Origin of the sequence: Methanooceanicella nereidis, assembly GCF_021023085.1 — an archaeon.
GTDB lineage: Archaea > Halobacteriota > Methanocellia > Methanocellales > Methanocellaceae > Methanooceanicella > Methanooceanicella nereidis.
Window position 1 is genome coordinate 1 of sequence record NZ_PGCK01000010.1, and the last position, 18576, is coordinate 18576.

11 protein-coding genes are annotated in these 18576 nt (G+C 45.8%); 6 read left to right on the forward strand and 5 right to left on the reverse strand.

The window, feature by feature from the left end; translation table 11 throughout:
- Positions 1–797 precede the first annotated feature (797 nt).
- On the forward strand, positions 798–2702 hold the full coding sequence (locus CUJ83_RS11625) for a hypothetical protein (protein ID WP_230742486.1): 1905 nt from the start codon (positions 798–800) through the stop codon (positions 2700–2702).
- A gap of 123 nt (positions 2703–2825) precedes the next feature.
- Here the strand turns inward: CUJ83_RS11625 and CUJ83_RS11630 are convergent, their stop codons facing one another.
- Positions 2826–6191 (reverse strand): PAS domain-containing sensor histidine kinase, encoded by a 3366-nt coding sequence (locus CUJ83_RS11630; RefSeq protein WP_230742487.1) that lies wholly within the window; start codon positions 6189–6191, stop codon positions 2826–2828.
- 525 nt (positions 6192–6716) lie between these two features.
- Here CUJ83_RS11630 and CUJ83_RS11635 point away from each other — a divergent pair.
- The 4 genes from CUJ83_RS11635 to CUJ83_RS11650 all read left to right on the forward strand — a co-directional run bounded on the left by CUJ83_RS11635 (position 6717) and on the right by CUJ83_RS11650 (position 11018).
- A complete protein-coding gene (locus tag CUJ83_RS11635; protein ID WP_230742488.1) occupies positions 6717–8018 on the forward strand; it encodes a phenylacetate--CoA ligase family protein in 1302 nt (433 codons plus the stop codon).
- 50 nt (positions 8019–8068) lie between these two features.
- Complete coding sequence (locus CUJ83_RS11640) at positions 8069–9370, forward strand: phenylacetate--CoA ligase family protein (RefSeq protein ID WP_369424288.1); 1302 nt, start codon at positions 8069–8071, stop codon at positions 9368–9370.
- 27 nt (positions 9371–9397) lie between these two features.
- The gene (locus CUJ83_RS11645; RefSeq protein ID WP_230742490.1) at positions 9398–9832 is read left to right on the forward strand and encodes an ACT domain-containing protein; all 435 of its coding nucleotides are present in this window, start codon (positions 9398–9400) and stop codon (positions 9830–9832) included.
- 205 nt (positions 9833–10037) lie between these two features.
- The gene (locus tag CUJ83_RS11650) at positions 10038–11018 is read left to right on the forward strand and encodes a radical SAM protein (RefSeq protein WP_230742491.1); all 981 of its coding nucleotides are present in this window, start codon (positions 10038–10040) and stop codon (positions 11016–11018) included.
- Here the strand turns inward: CUJ83_RS11650 and CUJ83_RS11655 are convergent.
- Positions 11002–11982, reverse strand: a complete 981-nt coding sequence (locus CUJ83_RS11655) for a YkgJ family cysteine cluster protein (protein WP_230742492.1) — start codon at positions 11980–11982, stop codon at positions 11002–11004. The genes CUJ83_RS11650 and CUJ83_RS11655 overlap by 17 nt on opposite strands.
- Positions 11983–12262: 280 nt before the next feature.
- On the opposite strand from CUJ83_RS11655, the gene CUJ83_RS11660 reads away from it, so the two are divergent.
- A complete protein-coding gene (locus CUJ83_RS11660; RefSeq protein WP_230742493.1) occupies positions 12263–13297 on the forward strand; it encodes a hypothetical protein in 1035 nt (344 codons plus the stop codon).
- Positions 13298–13462: 165 nt separating this feature from the next.
- On the opposite strand, the gene CUJ83_RS11665 is transcribed toward CUJ83_RS11660, so the two are convergent.
- The 3 genes from CUJ83_RS11665 to iorA form a co-directional block, all read right to left on the reverse strand.
- The gene (locus tag CUJ83_RS11665; protein WP_369424290.1) at positions 13463–14722 is read right to left on the reverse strand and encodes a phenylacetate--CoA ligase family protein; all 1260 of its coding nucleotides are present in this window, start codon (positions 14720–14722) and stop codon (positions 13463–13465) included.
- A 1467-nt stretch (positions 14723–16189) separates the two neighbouring features.
- Positions 16190–16765 carry an indolepyruvate oxidoreductase subunit beta gene (locus tag CUJ83_RS11670; RefSeq protein ID WP_230742495.1) on the reverse strand — a complete coding sequence of 192 codons (576 nt, stop codon included), beginning with the start codon at positions 16763–16765 and terminating at the stop codon, positions 16190–16192.
- 1 nt (position 16766) lies between these two features.
- A complete protein-coding gene (iorA, locus tag CUJ83_RS11675) occupies positions 16767–18554 on the reverse strand; it encodes an indolepyruvate ferredoxin oxidoreductase subunit alpha (protein WP_230742496.1) in 1788 nt (595 codons plus the stop codon).
- Positions 18555–18576: the final 22 nt, after the last annotated feature.

Genomic DNA, 18576 nt, shown 5'->3' on the forward strand with positions numbered 1-18576 from the left:
AAAAAGACCGTTTTCAGACAAAAAATCACAAAAAAACCAACAAACCCCACAACCATCCGCATACCAACCACCAAAAAACACGACCACTACCAACCAAACCCAAAAAACACAAGCACGGGAACACTGGAACCACAAAATTTTGTCAGATATTAAGGGCACGAAAGCTCTAAGAATTCACTCACTAAATCTCTAAGGCTCTAGCATCACCGTCAACGCTCAAACATCCCAAACGCCCGACTCAACGCTCAAAGTGCACAAATCCACTAACTCTAAAACAAACCCCGAACATCTCTAAAGCACGAAAGTTTAAACCGCAGTTTGTGTTGCGCCTTATTTATCGTGATTATATCCGGTATGCTTCAGTCGTGTTGAACCGAAACTGCGGTTTAAACTTTAGTGTTTTGGGGAGGTTCGGGGTTTGTTTTAGAGTTAGTGAATTTGAGAAGTTAGTGTGTTGAGTCGGGCGTTTGAGCAGTTGGTGCGTTGACGGTGATGCTAGAGCCTTAGAGATTTGGTGAGTGAACTTTTAGTGCCTTTGAGATATTAAAAAATCGTTAAAAAATTTTAGTGTTTCCGTGTTTCTGTGAAATTAGTATCTACCTGCCATCCGAAAGGCCTAATTAAAATTCCCGATAATTCAAGGCTGATCTGGGGTAAAATATTTTTTCATGATTAAAAACCGCTGATAAGAATATTCAGCCCCTTAATGATAAATAACACTCCATTTCACGTATACGCTCGCGTCTATGGCCGAAACGCGAAAAAGCTTATTACGTATGATTACATTATTAGCCATTATGTCATTTCTCGAGGGAGAGAAAACGCAGCTAAACCCTGAATATTTTAAAAAGCTTATAGATACAAGGCTTTATGCGATAAAGGAGAGAAAACACCAGGACGGGGCGATAATAACATTCTACTGTCCGGAGTGTAAACATAATAACACTATCATGAAGCCGCTGTTTTTCCAGAGCCTCACAATGGACTCTTTTATGCATACGGTCTCAAGCTACAAGTTCGAGACACATAACTGCGTGTGCGGCAAAAAACTGGATTCTAATAATATCGTCATCGCGCTGTATGCCCATTATTTCCCGGATACAAGGCTCGACCTTCAGGCGGAGATCACGGCAGGCAGCGATTTCCTCGCGTTCTATAAAATGGACCTGAAAGGGCGCAGGGAACCTCTCGAGAGCATCATGGACTTCAGGCACATGTATGAGACCTTCGGGCATGTGCTGAGCGCGAGAGAATGCTGGAAGCACATGATGAAATCGGTACAGGAGACAAAAAATATCCAGCTTTATAATGTGGAGAAGGGCTACATTCTTATCGCCATGCCGGGCGAAAAGCCTTATGCAAGGGTGAACATGAGGGAGATCGCAGGTCCGGACTGGCCCGGAGAATCTGCGCGCGTCATTAAGCTAAAAGAGCTTGAAGAAGAGACCTCGGATTTCAATGAGACATACAGGGAATGGATGCCCGAGTATAAGAACGACATCAGGAGCGGCCGTATAGACGCGACGGTGATCATTGATGTCAATGCACTGCAGGAGGTCCTTGAAAGGACATTGAACGAAGAGGGCATGGATTTCGTCATACAGGACAATAATTGCTACGTCGTTAAAAAACCATTCAAGGCGTATCTTCCAATTAAGGAGATCGTTAAAGAGATCGCCTACAGGGGAAAAAGTTTCCAGGAGATCATAGAGGAGAAAGTCGATATTGCCCTTAACAGCATATACTCGGCGGAGAATATCTACAATACGATAAAAAGGGACATGCCGTCTTATGATATTTCTGTAAATGACGACTTTTTAGAGATAACTAACCCGAGGAGCGGCCTATCCGAAAAGATCAGCTTATACAGGCCGTTAAAGCGCGGCAGTATAAGGCAGATCGTCGCTGACCTCCGGGAAAATCTAAGCAAGAGTGAAGAGTTCCGGCCGTTATGTAAATGCGGCAAAGACGCTTTTATCATTAAGTCAATAGAGCCGGCCTCATGGCTTTCCGGCACAAAGGACTCTTTCAACTATCTTTATGAAGAAAAAGAGAACGCCATAGTATTATACTACATATCCTGCGGAGAGCATACAAGGCCCATAATGAAGACAGACCTGGCGGAATGGCTGGTTAACAGAAAAGACCTTGACGAGGCATTCAAGCGGGAGCTAGACAGCCTGAGGATAAACGTCGAGGCACATGCTGGCGCATATGATAAAGACGTCATCATAGGAGTGTTAAGCAACAGGGCTTGTGACATAATGATAGACCCGGCATTCGTAAAAGGCCTGACAGTCGCCCTTGACGTTGACATGGGCAACAAAGTGATAGTATACGCGCCGATGAAAGAGCTGGTGCTTATCTATAGAGAGGACGCAACCCTTGAGAACCTGAACATGGCAGTGATGGACCTTCAAAATATCGCCATGAAAAAAGACGTGAATCAGACGGCGCTGGACTATATAGAAGTGTTCGACCTCGATGAAGCACACGGCATATTCAACATCATTTCATTGCCGGATAAGCCGATAAATGAGAACGCTGAAGAAATTGCGAGCGTAGAGGCCCCCGCATACGATAAAACCCCCGTAATGGACGATGCTGAGATCATCATAGATAGTAAGCCTTCAACGGCCGTGAAAAACACTGAACAGTCAAGTATGGACAGATTCGAGGAAAAAGTAAAGGATGACAACTAAGGAGTCTGTCTCAATATTTCTTTAATTTATTATTTAATTTATTTTTAATAAAATCCACACGAAGGCAACAAAGAGAAACTGACATATGCATCAAAGAGATTAAGGAACGGTGCGCTCAGGCTCTTATGGAATATTATTTTTAACGTTGCCGTGATCTTCCGAAGGCAATAATATAACGAACCTGCAGCCCTTACTATAATCCCCCGTGACACGGTCCTCGATCCATACTTTGCCGTTAAAGTCGTCCAGAAGCATCTTCACGAGATAAAGCCCCAGTCCGCTTCCGCGTACACCGGTATTGCCGCGGTTAAGCCTGTTGAACAGTTTTGATTTCAGGCTATCGGGAATGCCGGGGCCGTTATCCTCCACCGTCACCTCATAATATTGAACTTCATCGACACATTTCTTATTGATACGGATATCGATCGTTACCAGCCCGTTGGAGTGTTTTATGGAATTTCCGACCAGGTTCATGAATACATCTTTGATAAGCTCGTTAGCCAGGATATTTGACTCGTACTGCACCACATAATTGATCGTGACATCGACCCCCGGAAAGCCAAGATATTCATTCCTGACCTCGTCGAGAACTTTACCGATGTCTATGACCTGCTTCTTCAGGTTGCCGACCTTGGCTTTTTGTATCATTCTCACGTTATCTATGAGCCGGGAACTGTTTTTGAGCATTTCATAAGGCTTTGCAAGTAAAACACTTTCGTCGCCATTGATATCCAGCATCTCAAGAGCCAGTTCCAGGTATCCTAAGGCTATCTGGTTCATATTGTTGATGTCATGGCCCATAAGGTCGACGTAAAGCTCGGCCTGGCGCTTCGCTTCATACAGTGCCATCTCCGAAAGCTTAAGCTGTGTGATGTCCCGGGATATTCCCAGGAAGGAGTTCTTATACCCTTGCGCGTCTTTTATGGGGACCAGCCATGTACCTAGCCAAAATCTGCCTTTACTCGTCCTAACTTCTTCCTCGACATATAATGGTTCACAGCTGGCTATGACCTTGCTTAAGCTACAGAGATGGTCTTTTAACCTGTCGTTACCTACGACATCATTCCAGCATTTTCCGATCAGGTCTTTCGGCTGGCGTTTTAATTTTCTGGCCGCAAAATCGTTGATATATAAGATCCGGCCTTCGCCATCGCAGATAAATATCATATCATGGGCGGCCTCGGCCAGCGTCCTGTAACGCTCTTCGCTTTCTATTAATGCATTTTCTGCCTTTTTACGATCGGTGATATCCTCTACGAACACCAGCACTTTCCTTTTACCGTTATCGTCCATCGGTATCCCGATGAAGTTCCTTATGTTGGTCTTTTTACCGTAATGCGAAGTATATTCTACAGGGCCCTGGACGAACGGCTCACCCTGGAGAGCGGACTTGATCATTTCAGACATGCCGATCTCATCATAGGTTTCCAGCTCGAATATGTTCAGCTTTTCAAATTGCTCATACGTGTCGCCGGATATATGTATCATAGCCGGGTTGACATATTCGATATTCCCGGTCTCGCCGACAACGTAAATGCCAAAGGGAGCTTTTTCAAGGATGTTTTGCATCAGGCCGTTCTTTCTTTCGACCTCTTTCTCTGCAAGTTTGCGATCGGTGATATCCCGCAGATAGACGGACAGCCCGTCTGAAGCAGGGTATGCGTGTCCCTCTACCCAGATGTTTTGCGGCTGAAGATAATCTACAAAATCTACAGGGACTTTCTCTTTCATCGACAGGTAACAGAGATTACAAAAATTCGTCGCGGATAACTCGGGAAACTCCTCGCACAGGTTCTTCCCGGCCAGGTCTTTTCCGTATACGCTGAATATTCTCTCAGCCTCAGGATTTAAGTAGACTATCCTGCACCGGTCATCCACGGCAAAAAACGCATCGGATATGCTCTCTAAAATATTTATCATTTTAGAGTTAGCATGATAAAGCTCCATTTCTGCGACCTTACGCTTGGATATATCGGTATAGCATTCTATCCGGCCCCCTGCATATATCCCGGAACTGACAGGCTGGCTCCAGTGCTCAAGCCACCTTTCCTTTCTCTCGCCCGAAGGAATGATGTGACATTCGAATTTTTCTACATAAGTATTATCCGAGTATGTGGAAAGCACTTTACTTTCAAAGTTTTCGGGGTGCTCGAAAATGAATTTGATCCTTTCCCGGATCATTTGTTTTTTATCTTTTCCAAGTACATCTTCCCTTTTTATTCCGAAAAAGGTTTCCAGCGTCTGGTTTATCCACACTACCCGGAAGTCCCTGTCAAGAATGAAAAAGCCGATAGTCAAACGATCAAGAACGTCGTTTATTAGCGACCGGTATTTTTCTTCGTTTTCTTGTATCCTTTTTTCCGCCTGTTTACTATCTGTGATATTTCTCGCTATGGTGGATACTCCCGTTATCTCCCCTTCGGAGTTTAGAATGGGAAAAGCATCCAGGGAAATGTCGATGATGTCCCTGTTTTTTGTCATTCTGCGCGTATCAAGGTTTACAAAATTTTCCCCGCTAAGGATCCTGTGCAGGTATTTATTTACATCATGTCTACGGTCTTCCGGGATTATGCGATCTACCGGGCAGCCTACCATTTCACCGGCGGTGTACCCGTAAATTCTTGCGGCCCCTTCGTTCCAGCTTAGTATGCTCCCCGTTTTATCTAAACTTATGATAGCGTCGGTACATGACTCTACTATGGAAGCCATCTGCCTGATCTTCTCCCCGGCAGATTTTCGCTCAGTGATATCCTGAATAAAAACAGAAATGCCGTCATCATGTTTATTAGCCATTATCTCCAGCCAGATATTATCTCCGGGGATTAATTTTTCAGTTACAAATGTATTTGATCCGGACATATCTTTAAAAAAATCAATGTATAATTCGGTACCGACTATCCCGGGAAATACGTCCCATACGATATTGCCCAGTAATTCATTCTTGTCTTTGCCGATGATGCGCTCTGCAACCGTGTTAACATAAGAAAAACGCCATTCGTTATCGAATATTATGAAACCGCTTGACATACTATCGAGTATGGAGAATATTTTTCCGGTGACCTTATGCAGATCGCCTTCGGCGCGTTTCTTATCGGTCACATCGATAAACGTAGTTACGATCTCTTTTACAGAATTTGTCCCGTCATAAAAGGTCGGCTTTGAATTAAGCTGCAGCCACCTTATTTTTTTACTCGCGCTGTTTATGCCCAGGACCAGGTCTGATAAAGGTTCTCCCTTCATCAGCTTTAAGAGCCTGATCGTACTTTTCCCGGGGAAGGGAGAGCCGTCCTCATGGATCGCGTAAAAAGGCAGTTCATGTACCCTGCGCCCCATCAGAAAATCCTGCTCCATTTCAAATAGCTCGCATGCGGATCTATTCGCATAAGTTATGATGTAATTATGGTCTTGTATGATTATTCCCGAATTTACTGCGTCTAAAAGGCTCCTGAAATTTTTTGTATCTATGATCGTGGTATTGATTTCAGTCATTCTCGCAGCCACCGCTTATGTTACCCGCGCTATAGCTCATTCTTGCACATTATGCCTGCTATCTTTATCCTATTGAATTTTATACAATTCATGATAGAATTTAATAAGAGTATCCGCTTGATAGATAATAAATGTTAGGTAAAATAGACAATGTCAACGGTTTTTTGCAATCATGACGGAAATAATCTTAATATTTTTATTATTTGAACGAGAAAACCGGGCGGAGTATCCCGTCAACTTACAGACATATACGATCATCGGCTTATCCGGCGGATGTGAACTTTAAGTATATAAGTTGATGTGATGAATTCCTACCATATCACTTTCATTGGCGCCCGATCGGATAGTGAACCCATGATCTTGGAATTTCCGGGATACGGTACGAAGGATCCTTACACATATTTTATACCGCTAAGTATTTGTTCCATTTACACAAATAAACCGCCTGATATGCATCTGGTATGAATAGCTTTATATGGATAAACCGAGTTATAGGATAGCATACAACACACTTGAGGTAATTTCATGGAGTACTGGCAACCAGAGGTTGAGACCTTAGAGCGTGGTGCATTGAGGGAGCTGCAACTTAAAAGGCTAAAGAAGACGGTAAACAGCGTCTATGATAATGTACCGTTCTATAATAAAAAATTTAAAGAGTTAAACATTAGGCCAGAAGACATTAAAACGCTTGATGACATTAAAAAACTACCATTCACAAAGAAAAACGATCTCAGGGAGAATTACCCGTTCGGCCTTTTTGCCGTGCCTATGAGTAAGGTCAACAGGATACACGCGTCTTCAGGTACGAGCGGTAAGTCCACAGTAGTAGGTTATACAAAAAATGACCTGGACGTATGGGCCAACCTTATGGCCAGGTGTTTCTTCATGGCGGGCGTGAGGCCTGGCGACATTTTCCAGAATGCCGCGAATTACGGGCTTTTCACAGGAGGCCTTGGGATACATGCCGGCGCGGAAAAGCTGGGCTGTACCGTTGTCCCCAGCGGTACGGGAAGCACCGAAAAACAGATCGAGATGATTAGGGATTTTGGCGTCACGGTGTTGCATTGTACTCCTTCTTATGCATTATATATCGCCGAAACAGCAAAAAAACTGGGATATGAGCCGGGCTCGCTTCCGTTAAGAATAGGTCTTTTCGGCGCGGAGCCCTGGTCGATCAATACCAGAAAAGAGCTTGAAAGATCTTTCTGGATCAGGGCTTATGACTCTTACGGGCTTTCGGAAATGATGGGGCCTGGCGTCGCTTTCGAGTGTACCGAGCAGAACGGCTTGCACATATGGGAAGATGCGTTCATCGTAGAGATACTGGATAAGAACGATGAACCATGCGCCCCCGGAGAAAAAGGTGAGCTCGTCCTTACCACGCTTTGTAAAGAGGCGCTGCCGATAATCAGGTACAGGACCGGCGACATAACGACGATAGACGACGAAAAATGCTCCTGCGGCAGGACCTCCGTCAAGATATCCAAGTTCTTCGGCAGGGCCGACGACATGCTTATCGTCAGGGGCCTTAACGTGTTCCCGAGCCAGATAGAGCATGTGCTGATGGAAATGCCCGAGGTTGGCGAACATTTCCAGGTCGTGCTTGAGCGTGTGAACCACCTGGATGAGATGACAGTAAAGGTGGAGATGAGCGACAGGGCATTCTCGGGCGAGCTCGGCGACCTGAAAAAGGTCACCAATGCAGTAGCCGGCAAGCTGAAGAGCTCTTTGAACCTCCGTACTAAGGTAGTCCTCGTGGAAAAAGGAAGTCTGCAGAGGTTCGAGGGTAAGAGTAAGAAGGTAATCGATTTAAGGACGAGTATATAATAATAGTATTGAAAAAAGATATTAAGGATAATAAGAGGAAAAGGATGGCAATGCTTGATTATTGGAATGCTGCGGCCGAAAGGACTCCTTTCGAGGAGCTTCGGGAGATCCAGCTCAGAAAGTTAAGACAGCTCGTTGATAACGTGTACAGGAACTCGTTATTTTACCGCACGAGGTTTGACGAGGCTGGTGTGAAGCCGGAGGACATAAAAAGTCTTGACGACATTACCAGGCTGCCATTTACGTTTAAAAAAGACCTTCGCGATAATTATCCGACAAAGATGTTTTGCGCACCGCTAAACCAGGTCGTCAGGTACCATGCCTCTTCCGGCACTACCGGAAAGCCTACGGTAGTTGGTTATACAAGGGGCGACATCGACTGCTGGACGACCTCGCTGGCCAGGTCGCTTACGGCATGCGGGCTTGGCAGGGGCGACGTCATGCAGGTAAGTTACGGATACGGCCTGTTCACCGGAGGCCTCGGCATGCATTATGGCGCAGAAGAGATAGGCGCAAGCGTGCTGCCCATAGGTGTCGGCAATACCGAACGCCAGATCGAGCTTATGATGGACCTGAACACGACAGCCATCGCATGCACGCCATCTTACCTGCTCCATATGAACGAGGTCGCGAACTCCATGGGAATAAGCATAAAGGACGATACCAGCCTCAGAGTCGGTATCCTCGGCGCAGAGCCATGGTCGCTGGAGACGCGCAAACGTATAGAGGATCTCATGGACATTAAAGCATATGACATCTATGGCACATCAGAGCTTTCGGGACCGCTGTTCACGGAGTGTAAATGCCAGGATGGAATTCATATATGGGCAGACCATTTCCTGCTCGAGATCATAGATAAGAATGGCGATCCGGTGCCTGAGGGGCATAAAGGAGAGCTTGTCGTCACGACATTATCCAAAGAAGCATTGCCGCTGATAAGGTATCGCGTCGGCGATATAACGGTCATTAATAATGAGGAGTGCGAATGCGGAAGGACCCATCCCAGGATCATGAGGATCATGGGCCGTGCGGACGACATGCTGATCATTCGCGGTATCAACGTATTCCCGAGCCAGGTAGAGTCTGTGCTCATGAACATACCGGAAGTGGGAGAGCATTACCAGATAATCGCGGACAGGAACGGCGAACTTGACGAGATGACTGTGCGGGTGGAAGTCACCAGGGCGGCATTCAGCGATAAGCTGGCAGACCTGATGAAACTTGAGAAAAAGATCAAGGAAGCGCTGCAAAAAGTCCTTAACATTTCCACGAAAATAGAACTTGTCGAGACAGGCACATTGCCAAGGTCGATGGGTAAGGCACAGAAAGTAATAGATAAAAGAAAGATATGATTACTATATATTGAGGAGATATTCTTTATGAAGGGTACGATCAAGCAGATATCATTATTTGCAGAGAACAAGCCCGGAAGGCTCGCCAAGATAGCGGAGGTCCTCTCGAAGGCGAAGATCAACATACGCGCATTCAATATAGCCGAGGCAGGGGATTTCGGCGTCATAAGGATGGTCGTGGATGATGCGGATAAGGCGTTCAGGGCTCTGCAGAGCGAAGGATTCGCGGTATCCGAGACTGAGGTCATCGGTGTCCAGATGAAGGATATACCGGGATCGCTTTATGAGATCGCAAAGTCACTGGGCGAAAACAATGTCAACATTGATTATGCGTATGCCTTTATCACAAAGACCGAAATGGCACTGCTGATCCTGAGGGTTGACGACATCCCCGGAGCGCAAAAGGTACTTAATAATATCAAAGTACGCTTGGTCGATTCTTCTGAGATAAGCTCATTATGAACGTGCCGTCATGGCACGTTAATTCTTGTTTTTTTATTTGATCGTTACTGCCTGTATAAGGTCATTTATTTTTAAGGTTTTTGATTTTCCTTGAGCGGTTAAAGACTGACGACAGGGAAACATCATGAACATTATCTTATTGAAATACATTTATTTTCATGATCAGGAAAATGTTAATAATGATGTCGGGTCATAGTCTAAGCGGATGAAGAGCCTGAACATCATTAAAAGTAGGTTATTCACGCATTCTCCGCTGGTCCTTACGCATAATACCACGTCATTGTGTAATTGTAAATGCAAGACATGTGACCTGTGGAAAAAATCGCCGTACCATAAAAATGACCTTACGAAAGAAGAAGTCTTCAAGATGCTCGACGATGCGAAGCAGGCTGGTATGATCGGGTATGTCGCATGGGGCGGCGAGCCCCTTATGAGGAAAGACCTGCCTGAGCTGTTACGCCATGCGAAACAAAATGGCCTTGCCACGACGATCATCACTAACGGGTATTATCTTGAGGATAGAAGTGAAGAGATAGCCCCGTATACTGATTGCATTATCGTGTCTATAGATGCGGCGGACGAATTGCATGATGAGATGCGGGGAGTTCATGGCATAAGGGAAAAAGCCTTAAAAGGTATCGAAAAATGTAAAGGGCTAAAAATAAGGGTCATGATAAATTCCGTAATAAGCAGCCTTAATATTGATAAAGTGGACGGCCTTATCATGCTCTCTAAAGAGCTGGACGTCCCGATCGCATTTGAGCCGTTAAATGTCTATCCGGGATATAATGAGCATTTAAAGCCGGACGACGCGACCATAAAGGACGTTTTTTTAAAGATCATCGAGTATAAAAGCTCGGGCCACAGGATAGTGAACTCGAAACAATACCTGGAAATGATCAGGGAGAACTATTCAGAAAGAAAACAATACACATGCCATGCTCCTAAAGTCTTTATAGAGGTGCACCCCGAAGGGGAGATCGCCTGCTGCCTAAACCTGAGCAAGCCATGGGGGAACTCAAAGGATATCAGTCTCAAAGAACTATTCTATAGCAGCGATTACAAAGAGTTCTGTAAGGACGTGGAAAAATGCAATAAATGCGTGGTCTCGTGCGTCATAGAGTCATCGTTAGCATATTCTATGGAGCCGGTCTTTTTGCTTGACAAGGTTAAAAATCTTTTATGATCGTTGAACGTTCACCATCATTACTTTTTAGCATCAGTTTTAATTTTTTATCGCCGGTGATAATGTCATCAAGGCATGGCGTATCTATTATGAAGGATGCTATGAATGCAATATCATCCGAAGTTATTAAGATCGCGAATATGCCTGTGTCGCCGTAACGTTGATAAAGATATTCGGCGCTTTGCGTTTTTACAGGGAACTCCCCTTCGCATATCAGCGCTATACCTGGAACACTGCCCACATACGTGGCTCTCACACCGGTATAAGAAATTTTCTTTGTAGTAATGCCGGACGCCATCGCACGGGTGAGCAAATATCTGTGAAGTATCTTTTTCTCTATATCGACCATCGATCCCCTGTCCGAGGATAAGCCGGTATGGAAACGCCGGATGAGACGGTATTTTTCTTCTATGGCCCCTGTTAAGGCATTGTCCGATAGCCTGATCCGGGCAAGAAGGGAAAGCTTTTCCACGATATTATCATCCACATTATCGTGAGATGCAAAATAATGCCTGTCCGTATCCTCTTTTATCCTGAACTCCACAGTCGCCTTAATATCTCCTTTCAATATCGCATCATCAGGGATGTCCCAGACACCGCATCTTGACAGTCCTTCCTGCCCTTCAAGAAAAGTGTCTTTTAGATCATCCTTTAGCCGGCGGGCAACAACATATCCGTCGCTGTCCGGAAATATCCTGCAGACCTCAGGCTTGAAATCATGGATAGCGCACATGTTCCCCGAAAGGAAAGGGCACACACCATCAATGCCATATATAAAGAGACCTCGCCTTCCGTCATTTGTCGTTAAGGCACAGTAGCGGGATAAAAATTCTTTAATGCCGATACCAAGATTAGATGAGATATTACTTATGTCACTTGACGTGACCGGGTACAGGCCATGTTTTTTGCAGCAGTCGGCGCATTGTTTGCACGAGAATCCATAGAGCCTTGTATCGTGTTCCATAAGACGGTCCACGCTATATGACCTGTATGATATAAAGTTTATCCAAAACTACTTTTCCGATACAGTAGATTCGCATGATAATAATGGTATTTTTTTCATAGCCTTATTGACCTATGTTTATCCGACCAGTACATGTGTCTTTATATTTTGTGCCTTCTCTCCGGGCGTATAGAGTTAATATTGCTGTAAAACGTGCTATTTCCCAATAAAATCTTTGCATTAATATTTAGGCATTAGAATAGAAAATATTATTCCATAGAGTGTTGAGTGGAGGGTAGTAATGAAAAAGATCTTTTTAACCATTTCGATGGTCTTATTATTAATAGCCTCGGTCACCATTGTCGGGGCATTTAGCTTTCCGGAGGGTTTGCAGACGTCGAGCCTGATGTCTTCAGCCCCTACATCGGTTACGAGCTATTTATCTGATGCACAGAGTCCTGTATCAAGCTATTCAATGCCTGCCAGTTTACTTCAATCCGGAGGCATGACACCGGCTACACAGAGCCTTTTGGGATCATATACCCCGATACAGAGCAGCACGCCCCAATCAGGGTTCATGACATCGTATCCGGCAAGCACAGGCGGATCATTGAGTATGCCCTCGTCGACTTCGCAATCGTTCCCCACTGCATTTTCGAACGGCGATTGGGCATTGAATAATATGCAGTTCTTCAGTAAACCTGCGCCCCAGCCTGAAGCCAAAGGGTCTCTTTCACAGGAAGAGATGATGGCGATCATGGATTACATGTCAAAGCTCCCGTCACCGGACCAGATGACCCCGGTCACGAACGATACCATCACAGGAACGGACGATTCGCAAGACACGGCTGAAGACGTGCATGCGCAGTTCATAAGCGTCTCACCGGCTGTCCCGTCTGACAGTGTGATATTCATAGAAGTGACCGACATGACGCTGCCTCTTAGCCCGGGAATGGGCTTCCAGGTACCCAAGGTCGATATGGGCTATCAGTTCAGTGACACGAAGAAGAACCTGCTGCTAAGAAATAAGGCTGGCGTAGACGTTAACACGTCAAACATCGTCATAGGGAAGTTCATAGAGGACGATAATACGTACACGTACAGCTATGACTGGGATGCCGGGAATGCGCCTGACATAACACTATACGGATTAGAGATATTGTTCGTCGGCGTGGACGGAAGGGTCGCAATATCTTACGACGGTAAGATAATAGACATGATGCCCGGACAGAAGTATGAGTCCAACAATAAGGATTCGACCAATCAAAAGGTATTCAAGATAGTGAATTACGGTCTTATCCCGAGATCCGGCGTACAGGTAGTAGATGAGATATAGATGTTTTATCCGGGGCTTATGCTCCGGTAACATTTTATTTTTATTCATTTTTGACCGGTGAATAATGGTCCGCTATTTTCTACAATAAGACCGTAAGACCACGGACTTCCGGGACGGAGCTAAAGGATATAAAATAGAAAGAATGCGTCCTGCGACACATTCCATTCAATAATTTCTTTGATCTATGAGACGCTTTGTCTTCTTTTCCTGCCTCGGGAGCGTACCGACCGGCACGAACTCCAGCTCAGGCTTCAGGCCCATCAAGGTAGACGTCAGGTCCCGGATCATGACATCGCGTATCTGTAAAAGCTCTTTCGTTGACTTCTGTGCCTCGACTTTAATTTTCAGATGATCAAGCGAGCTGTAATCGGTCCTGTAAGCATATGCATACCATTCCGGCCCGATGTCAGGGTGGTTCATCAGCACCGACTCTATCTGCCCGGGGAACACATTAACGCCTCTGACTATTATCATATCGTCAGTCCTGCCGTGTACACGGTCGATAATCCTGTGGGTCATACCGCATGAACATTCCCCGATGATACGGCTAAGGTCCCTCGTCCGGTACCTGAGAAGCGGCATCCCTTCTTTCGTCAAAGGCGTCAGGACTATCTCGCCGCGCTCGCCTTCGCCGCAAGGCTCGCCGTTCTTATCGATGACCTCCAGCAGGAAATGATCTTCCCATATATGTATGCCTTCATGCTGCCTGCAGTCGATCCCGACGCCGGGGCCGCACATTTCACTCAGGCCATATATGTCGAACGCTTCAAAGCCGAAAATGTTCTCTATCTGGTTACGCATAGCGTTCGACCAGTGTTCCGCTCCGAAAACCCCTATCTTTAATCCGAGGTCTTTAGGATCTATCCCTATATCACGGCACACTTCAGCGATACGTAAAGAGTACGTGACAGTACCGCACAGAACGGTCGTGCCAAAGTCCTTCATCATCTCGATCTGCTTGCGTGTGTCGCCGGGACCTATAGGTATCACCATAGCACCCAATTCCTCGACACCATAATGAAAACCGAGACCGCCGGTGAATAATCCATATCCCGGTGTGACCTGGACGACATCTTCCTTAGTGACGCCCACGACATCCAGGCACCTGGCGAACATTTTTGCCCATACGGCAATGTCATTCTTTGTATAGAAAACTGCAGTTGGCTTGCCCGTCGTTCCCGAAGAAGCGTGCATCCTCACGATGTCCCTTTTAGGGACTGAAAGAAGGCCGTAAGGATAATTGTCCCTGATATCCGTCTTGTCGGTGAAAGGCAGCTTATGAACGTCATTGATACTTTTTATGTCGTCGGGAGTGATCCCTTTCTCATCAAATTTTTTTCTATAAAATGGATTGTTGTCGTACACCCTCTTTACGACAGCCTTTAATCTTTTCCCCTGAAGCTCCTCTAGTTCCTTTCTGGATATTTTTCTGATATCGCTATGGAGGGGATCTGCATTAGCATTATTGAATGCGGGTGTAAATGCGCTCACTGTAAGCCTCCAATGTATATATTTGTACATAGATGTATAAGTATAAGTATTAATACCTTTCTATAATCATTTTACTACTTTTGTTATACACCTGTGATGTTCTGATATAGTGACCATGTCCCATATATAACGATTTTGTCGGAAACCGGATTCCAGTATATATACACAATACATTGCAGGAAGATACCCACCATAGCAGGTGATAGGACCTTAAATTGATCAAATAAGAGGCATAATAAAAAATAGCCTATAAATATCATACTGAAAGGCGATTATTTATACACTGCGACGAATGTTTTTGCGTATGTAATAATTTTTCATTGCAGGGTTTTATTCTTCCTGCCGGAAGAAGATGTATCTACAGTGTCGTTTATCCTCTGTCCTGTGAGTTTTTTATGTATTCGTTTATTCATGATTTATAAAACTTAACACAAAGGCGAATAAGGGACGCCAGTTTCCACCACAAAGCGCACGAAGGCGATTAAGGTCCACAAATTTTTTAGATATATGCCGAATTTCTGAAAAAGTCCTTTGTGTACCCTTGTGTTCCTTTGTGTGCTTTGTGGTGGAAACTGGTGTACCTTATTCGCCTTTGTGCGCTCCCATGAAAAACTTTTTGATGGTCTCAGTTAAAATGGACATATTACATCTGTTCCGTGATCGATGCTCTGGCGTTGTGCCTGTCGGATGGCAGGTAGACACGTAACCTCACAGAAACACGGAAACACAAATTTTTTTATATGATTTTTTAAGGTCTCTAAATCACAAAAAATGCTCACCAAATCACCAAGGCTCTAGTATCACCGTCAACGCACTAACACCTCTAACGCTCGGCTCAATGCTCGAAGCGCTCTAAGTCACCAACGCTAAAACAAGACCCGAACATTCTCAAAAAACACTAAAGTTGAAAACCGCGGTTTGTGTACCCCTGATCCATCAAGGATTATATCGATCATGTAAGCGTCAACCGTGCAGTTAAACTTTCGTGCCCCTTGGAGAATGTTCGGGTCTTGTTTTAGCGTTGGTGAATTAGAGAGGTTAGTGCGTTGAGCCGAGCGTTAGAGGTGTTAGAGCGTTGACTGTGATACTTGAGCCCTTTGTGGTTTGGTGAGTAAGTTTTTGGTGCTTTTTGAGCTCTTAAAATATCATATAAAAATTTTTGTGTTTCCGTGTTTCTGTGAGGTTACGTGTCTACCTGCCATCCGACAGGCACAACCAAAAAACTTCATCTCAAAGACAGGTAGGTACAACACGTTCTTTCATTCTTAAAACCTGGGCAAAACACCGCTCATCAAAGATTTCGTGGTGAAAAATAGTGGCCCTTAGTTACCTTTGTGGTTAACATGCGCAATCTTTTTTGTCGTCAGATATAAATTAATTATCAGAAAATAAAAAAAAGTATCAGGCTTCCCGACCGAGGTCGAAAGCCTTTAAGTTCACATTGACAGTCTTGGGAGGAACTGACGCTGCGATGATCTCCCTTAAGGTTTCGGGCTTTAACGGCAGATACCGGGATATCGCTCCGATCATCACCACATTCAAAGCCTGTATAGCCCCTGCCTTTTTAGCAAGTTCCGTGTAATTCTCGGCTTTCACTTCGGAGCACAGTCCTCCGATAGTGTCGATGATCACATCCACATCCGGGTATTTTACCTTACCTGTAGCCACAATAGGCGGCACTATGCGTTCGGTATTGATCACGGCAATGCCCTTCGTGCTCAGATATTTTGCGAACCTCAAAGCCTCCACGGGTTCCATGCTCATTAGACAGTCAGCCTGACGTACCGGGATAAGGCTGCCATGGGTGCAGCCTAAACGGACGTGGTTCTCCACTGCCCCGCCCCTTTGCGCCATGCCATGCGTCTCTGCAGCCCTTACCGGAAGACCCTCGGCGACGGCTGCCTTTCCGATAATGTCGGAAGCAAGTATTGCTCCCTGTCCGCCTACGCCTACGATAATGAGGTCATACTTGCTCATTTTAATCACTCCTTATCTTTATGGCGCCGAACTGGCATATTTTGGTACATACGCCGCAGCCTGCGCATGCATCGGTGATCTTTGCCTTCCCGTTCTCGAACTCGATCGCAGGGCATCCGAACTTGACGCATCTCCTGCATCCTTCGCAAAGGTCCTCGATCACTTCCATTGGCTTCCTCTTTATACCCATCTTTTTAGCGGTTATGATGCAGGGCTGCCTTGCTATGATGACATTGACGCCGTCTGTCTGGTAAGCTTTCTTGAAAGCCGCCTTCGTAGTCTCCGGATCGAACGGGTCGACGACCTGCAAGAGCTCTACTCCGCATGACTTGACCAGCGCTTCCAGAGAGACCTCTGTAACCGGGTCCCCCAGGATCGTCGCCCCGGTACCGGGATGAGGCTGGTGGCCCGTCATTGCCGTCGTACGGTTATCAAGTATCACCACGGTGATATTGGCCTTGTTGTATACGGCGTTTATCAATCCCTGTATACCCGTATGCAGGAAAGTCGAGTCGCCTATCGTGCATGCGACCTTGTTCTTTATGCCGGAATGGCTCAGGCCTGACGCTATGGTTATGCTTGCGCCCATGCAAAGGCATGTATCGACGGCCCCCAGCTGAGTGCCGAGCGTATAGCACCCGATATCGCTAGCAAAGATAGACTCGTCCTTAAAGACGCTCTTCATGATATAGAAAGTGGAGCGGTGCGGACATCCCGGACAAAGTGCAGGCGGACGCTGCGGTATCTCGATGTCCACATTAACATCAGCCGGTTTCTGGACCGGTAATCCAAGAGCCTTTTTAATGATGCCTGACACAAGCGTTACGTCGAACTCGCCCTCGTGCGGCACTGCTCCGTTAAGCTTACCCGAGACCTTTTCAAACGGAGCGTACATCCTTACCTGCTCTTCAACCAGCGGCATAAGCTCCTCGATCACAAGGACTTTTTCTACGCTGGTCACTAATTCCCGGATAAGCGAGTCATCGACAGGATACGCGCCTATCTTGAGATAAGATACAGGGATCCCGATACCGTCCAGTACCTCTTCTACATAAACGCTGGCTACGCCTGAGGATATAATACCAAGTTTGGCCCCTTCCTTCAGGCTCAGTTTATTCCAGGGCGAAGAAGCAAGCTCCTTGCTCATCGCTTTCTGTTTTTCGTTAAGCTTTTTAAGGAGAACGCGGGTATGTTTCGGAAGAACGACAAAGCGCTCTATGTCCTTCTTAAACTCATATGCACGATCCCTGGACTGAAGTTCGTATACGTCCACATCGGATTTCGCATGAGACACCCTTGTCGTAGGACGCAGCATTACCGGCGTCTGGAACTTTTCAGAGAACTCGTAGGCATATGCGAGCATATCTTTTGCTTCGCCCGGTGACTGAGGGTCAAAGCAGGGTATCTTTGCGAACTTCGCATACATACGGCTGTCCTGTTCGTTTTGTGATGAATGGCAAAACGGGTCGTCCGCAGAGATCAGCACAAGGCCTCCGACGACGCCCGTATGCGAAAGCGTCATGAACGGGTCTGCAGCAACGTTCAGGCCTACGTGTTTCATGGTGCATACCGAGCGAGCTCCTGTCCACGCCGCCCCTATGGCCACCTCTAACGCTACTTTTTCATTGACTGACCACTCAATATGAAATTTATTCTCTTTAGCATATTGTGCAAGGGCCGTCAGTATTTCAGACGATGGTGTACCCGGATATCCTGTCGCAACGTCAACGCCGCACTCGAGCAGCCCCCGTGCGATAGCTTCATTCCCTAAAAGATAATGCTTGCTCAAGTATCAAACCTCTTATTTCATT

What these genes read in the sequence shown, in the direction of transcription:
- CUJ83_RS11640 (WP_369424288.1), top strand. Translation starts at nt 8,069, where the DNA reads ATGCTTGATTATTGGAATGCTGCGGCCGAAAGGACTCCTTTCGAGGAG.
- CUJ83_RS11625 (WP_230742486.1), top strand. Translation starts at nt 798, where the DNA reads ATGTCATTTCTCGAGGGAGAGAAAACGCAGCTAAACCCTGAATATTTT.
- CUJ83_RS11635 (WP_230742488.1), top strand. Translation starts at nt 6,717, where the DNA reads ATGGAGTACTGGCAACCAGAGGTTGAGACCTTAGAGCGTGGTGCATTG.
- CUJ83_RS11655 (WP_230742492.1), bottom strand. Translation starts at nt 11,982, where the DNA reads ATGGAACACGATACAAGGCTCTATGGATTCTCGTGCAAACAATGCGCC.
- CUJ83_RS11645 (WP_230742490.1), top strand. Translation starts at nt 9,398, where the DNA reads ATGAAGGGTACGATCAAGCAGATATCATTATTTGCAGAGAACAAGCCC.
- CUJ83_RS11650 (WP_230742491.1), top strand. Translation starts at nt 10,038, where the DNA reads ATGAAGAGCCTGAACATCATTAAAAGTAGGTTATTCACGCATTCTCCG.
- CUJ83_RS11670 (WP_230742495.1), bottom strand. Translation starts at nt 16,765, where the DNA reads ATGAGCAAGTATGACCTCATTATCGTAGGCGTAGGCGGACAGGGAGCA.
- CUJ83_RS11630 (WP_230742487.1), bottom strand. Translation starts at nt 6,191, where the DNA reads ATGACTGAAATCAATACCACGATCATAGATACAAAAAATTTCAGGAGC.
- CUJ83_RS11660 (WP_230742493.1), top strand. Translation starts at nt 12,263, where the DNA reads ATGAAAAAGATCTTTTTAACCATTTCGATGGTCTTATTATTAATAGCC.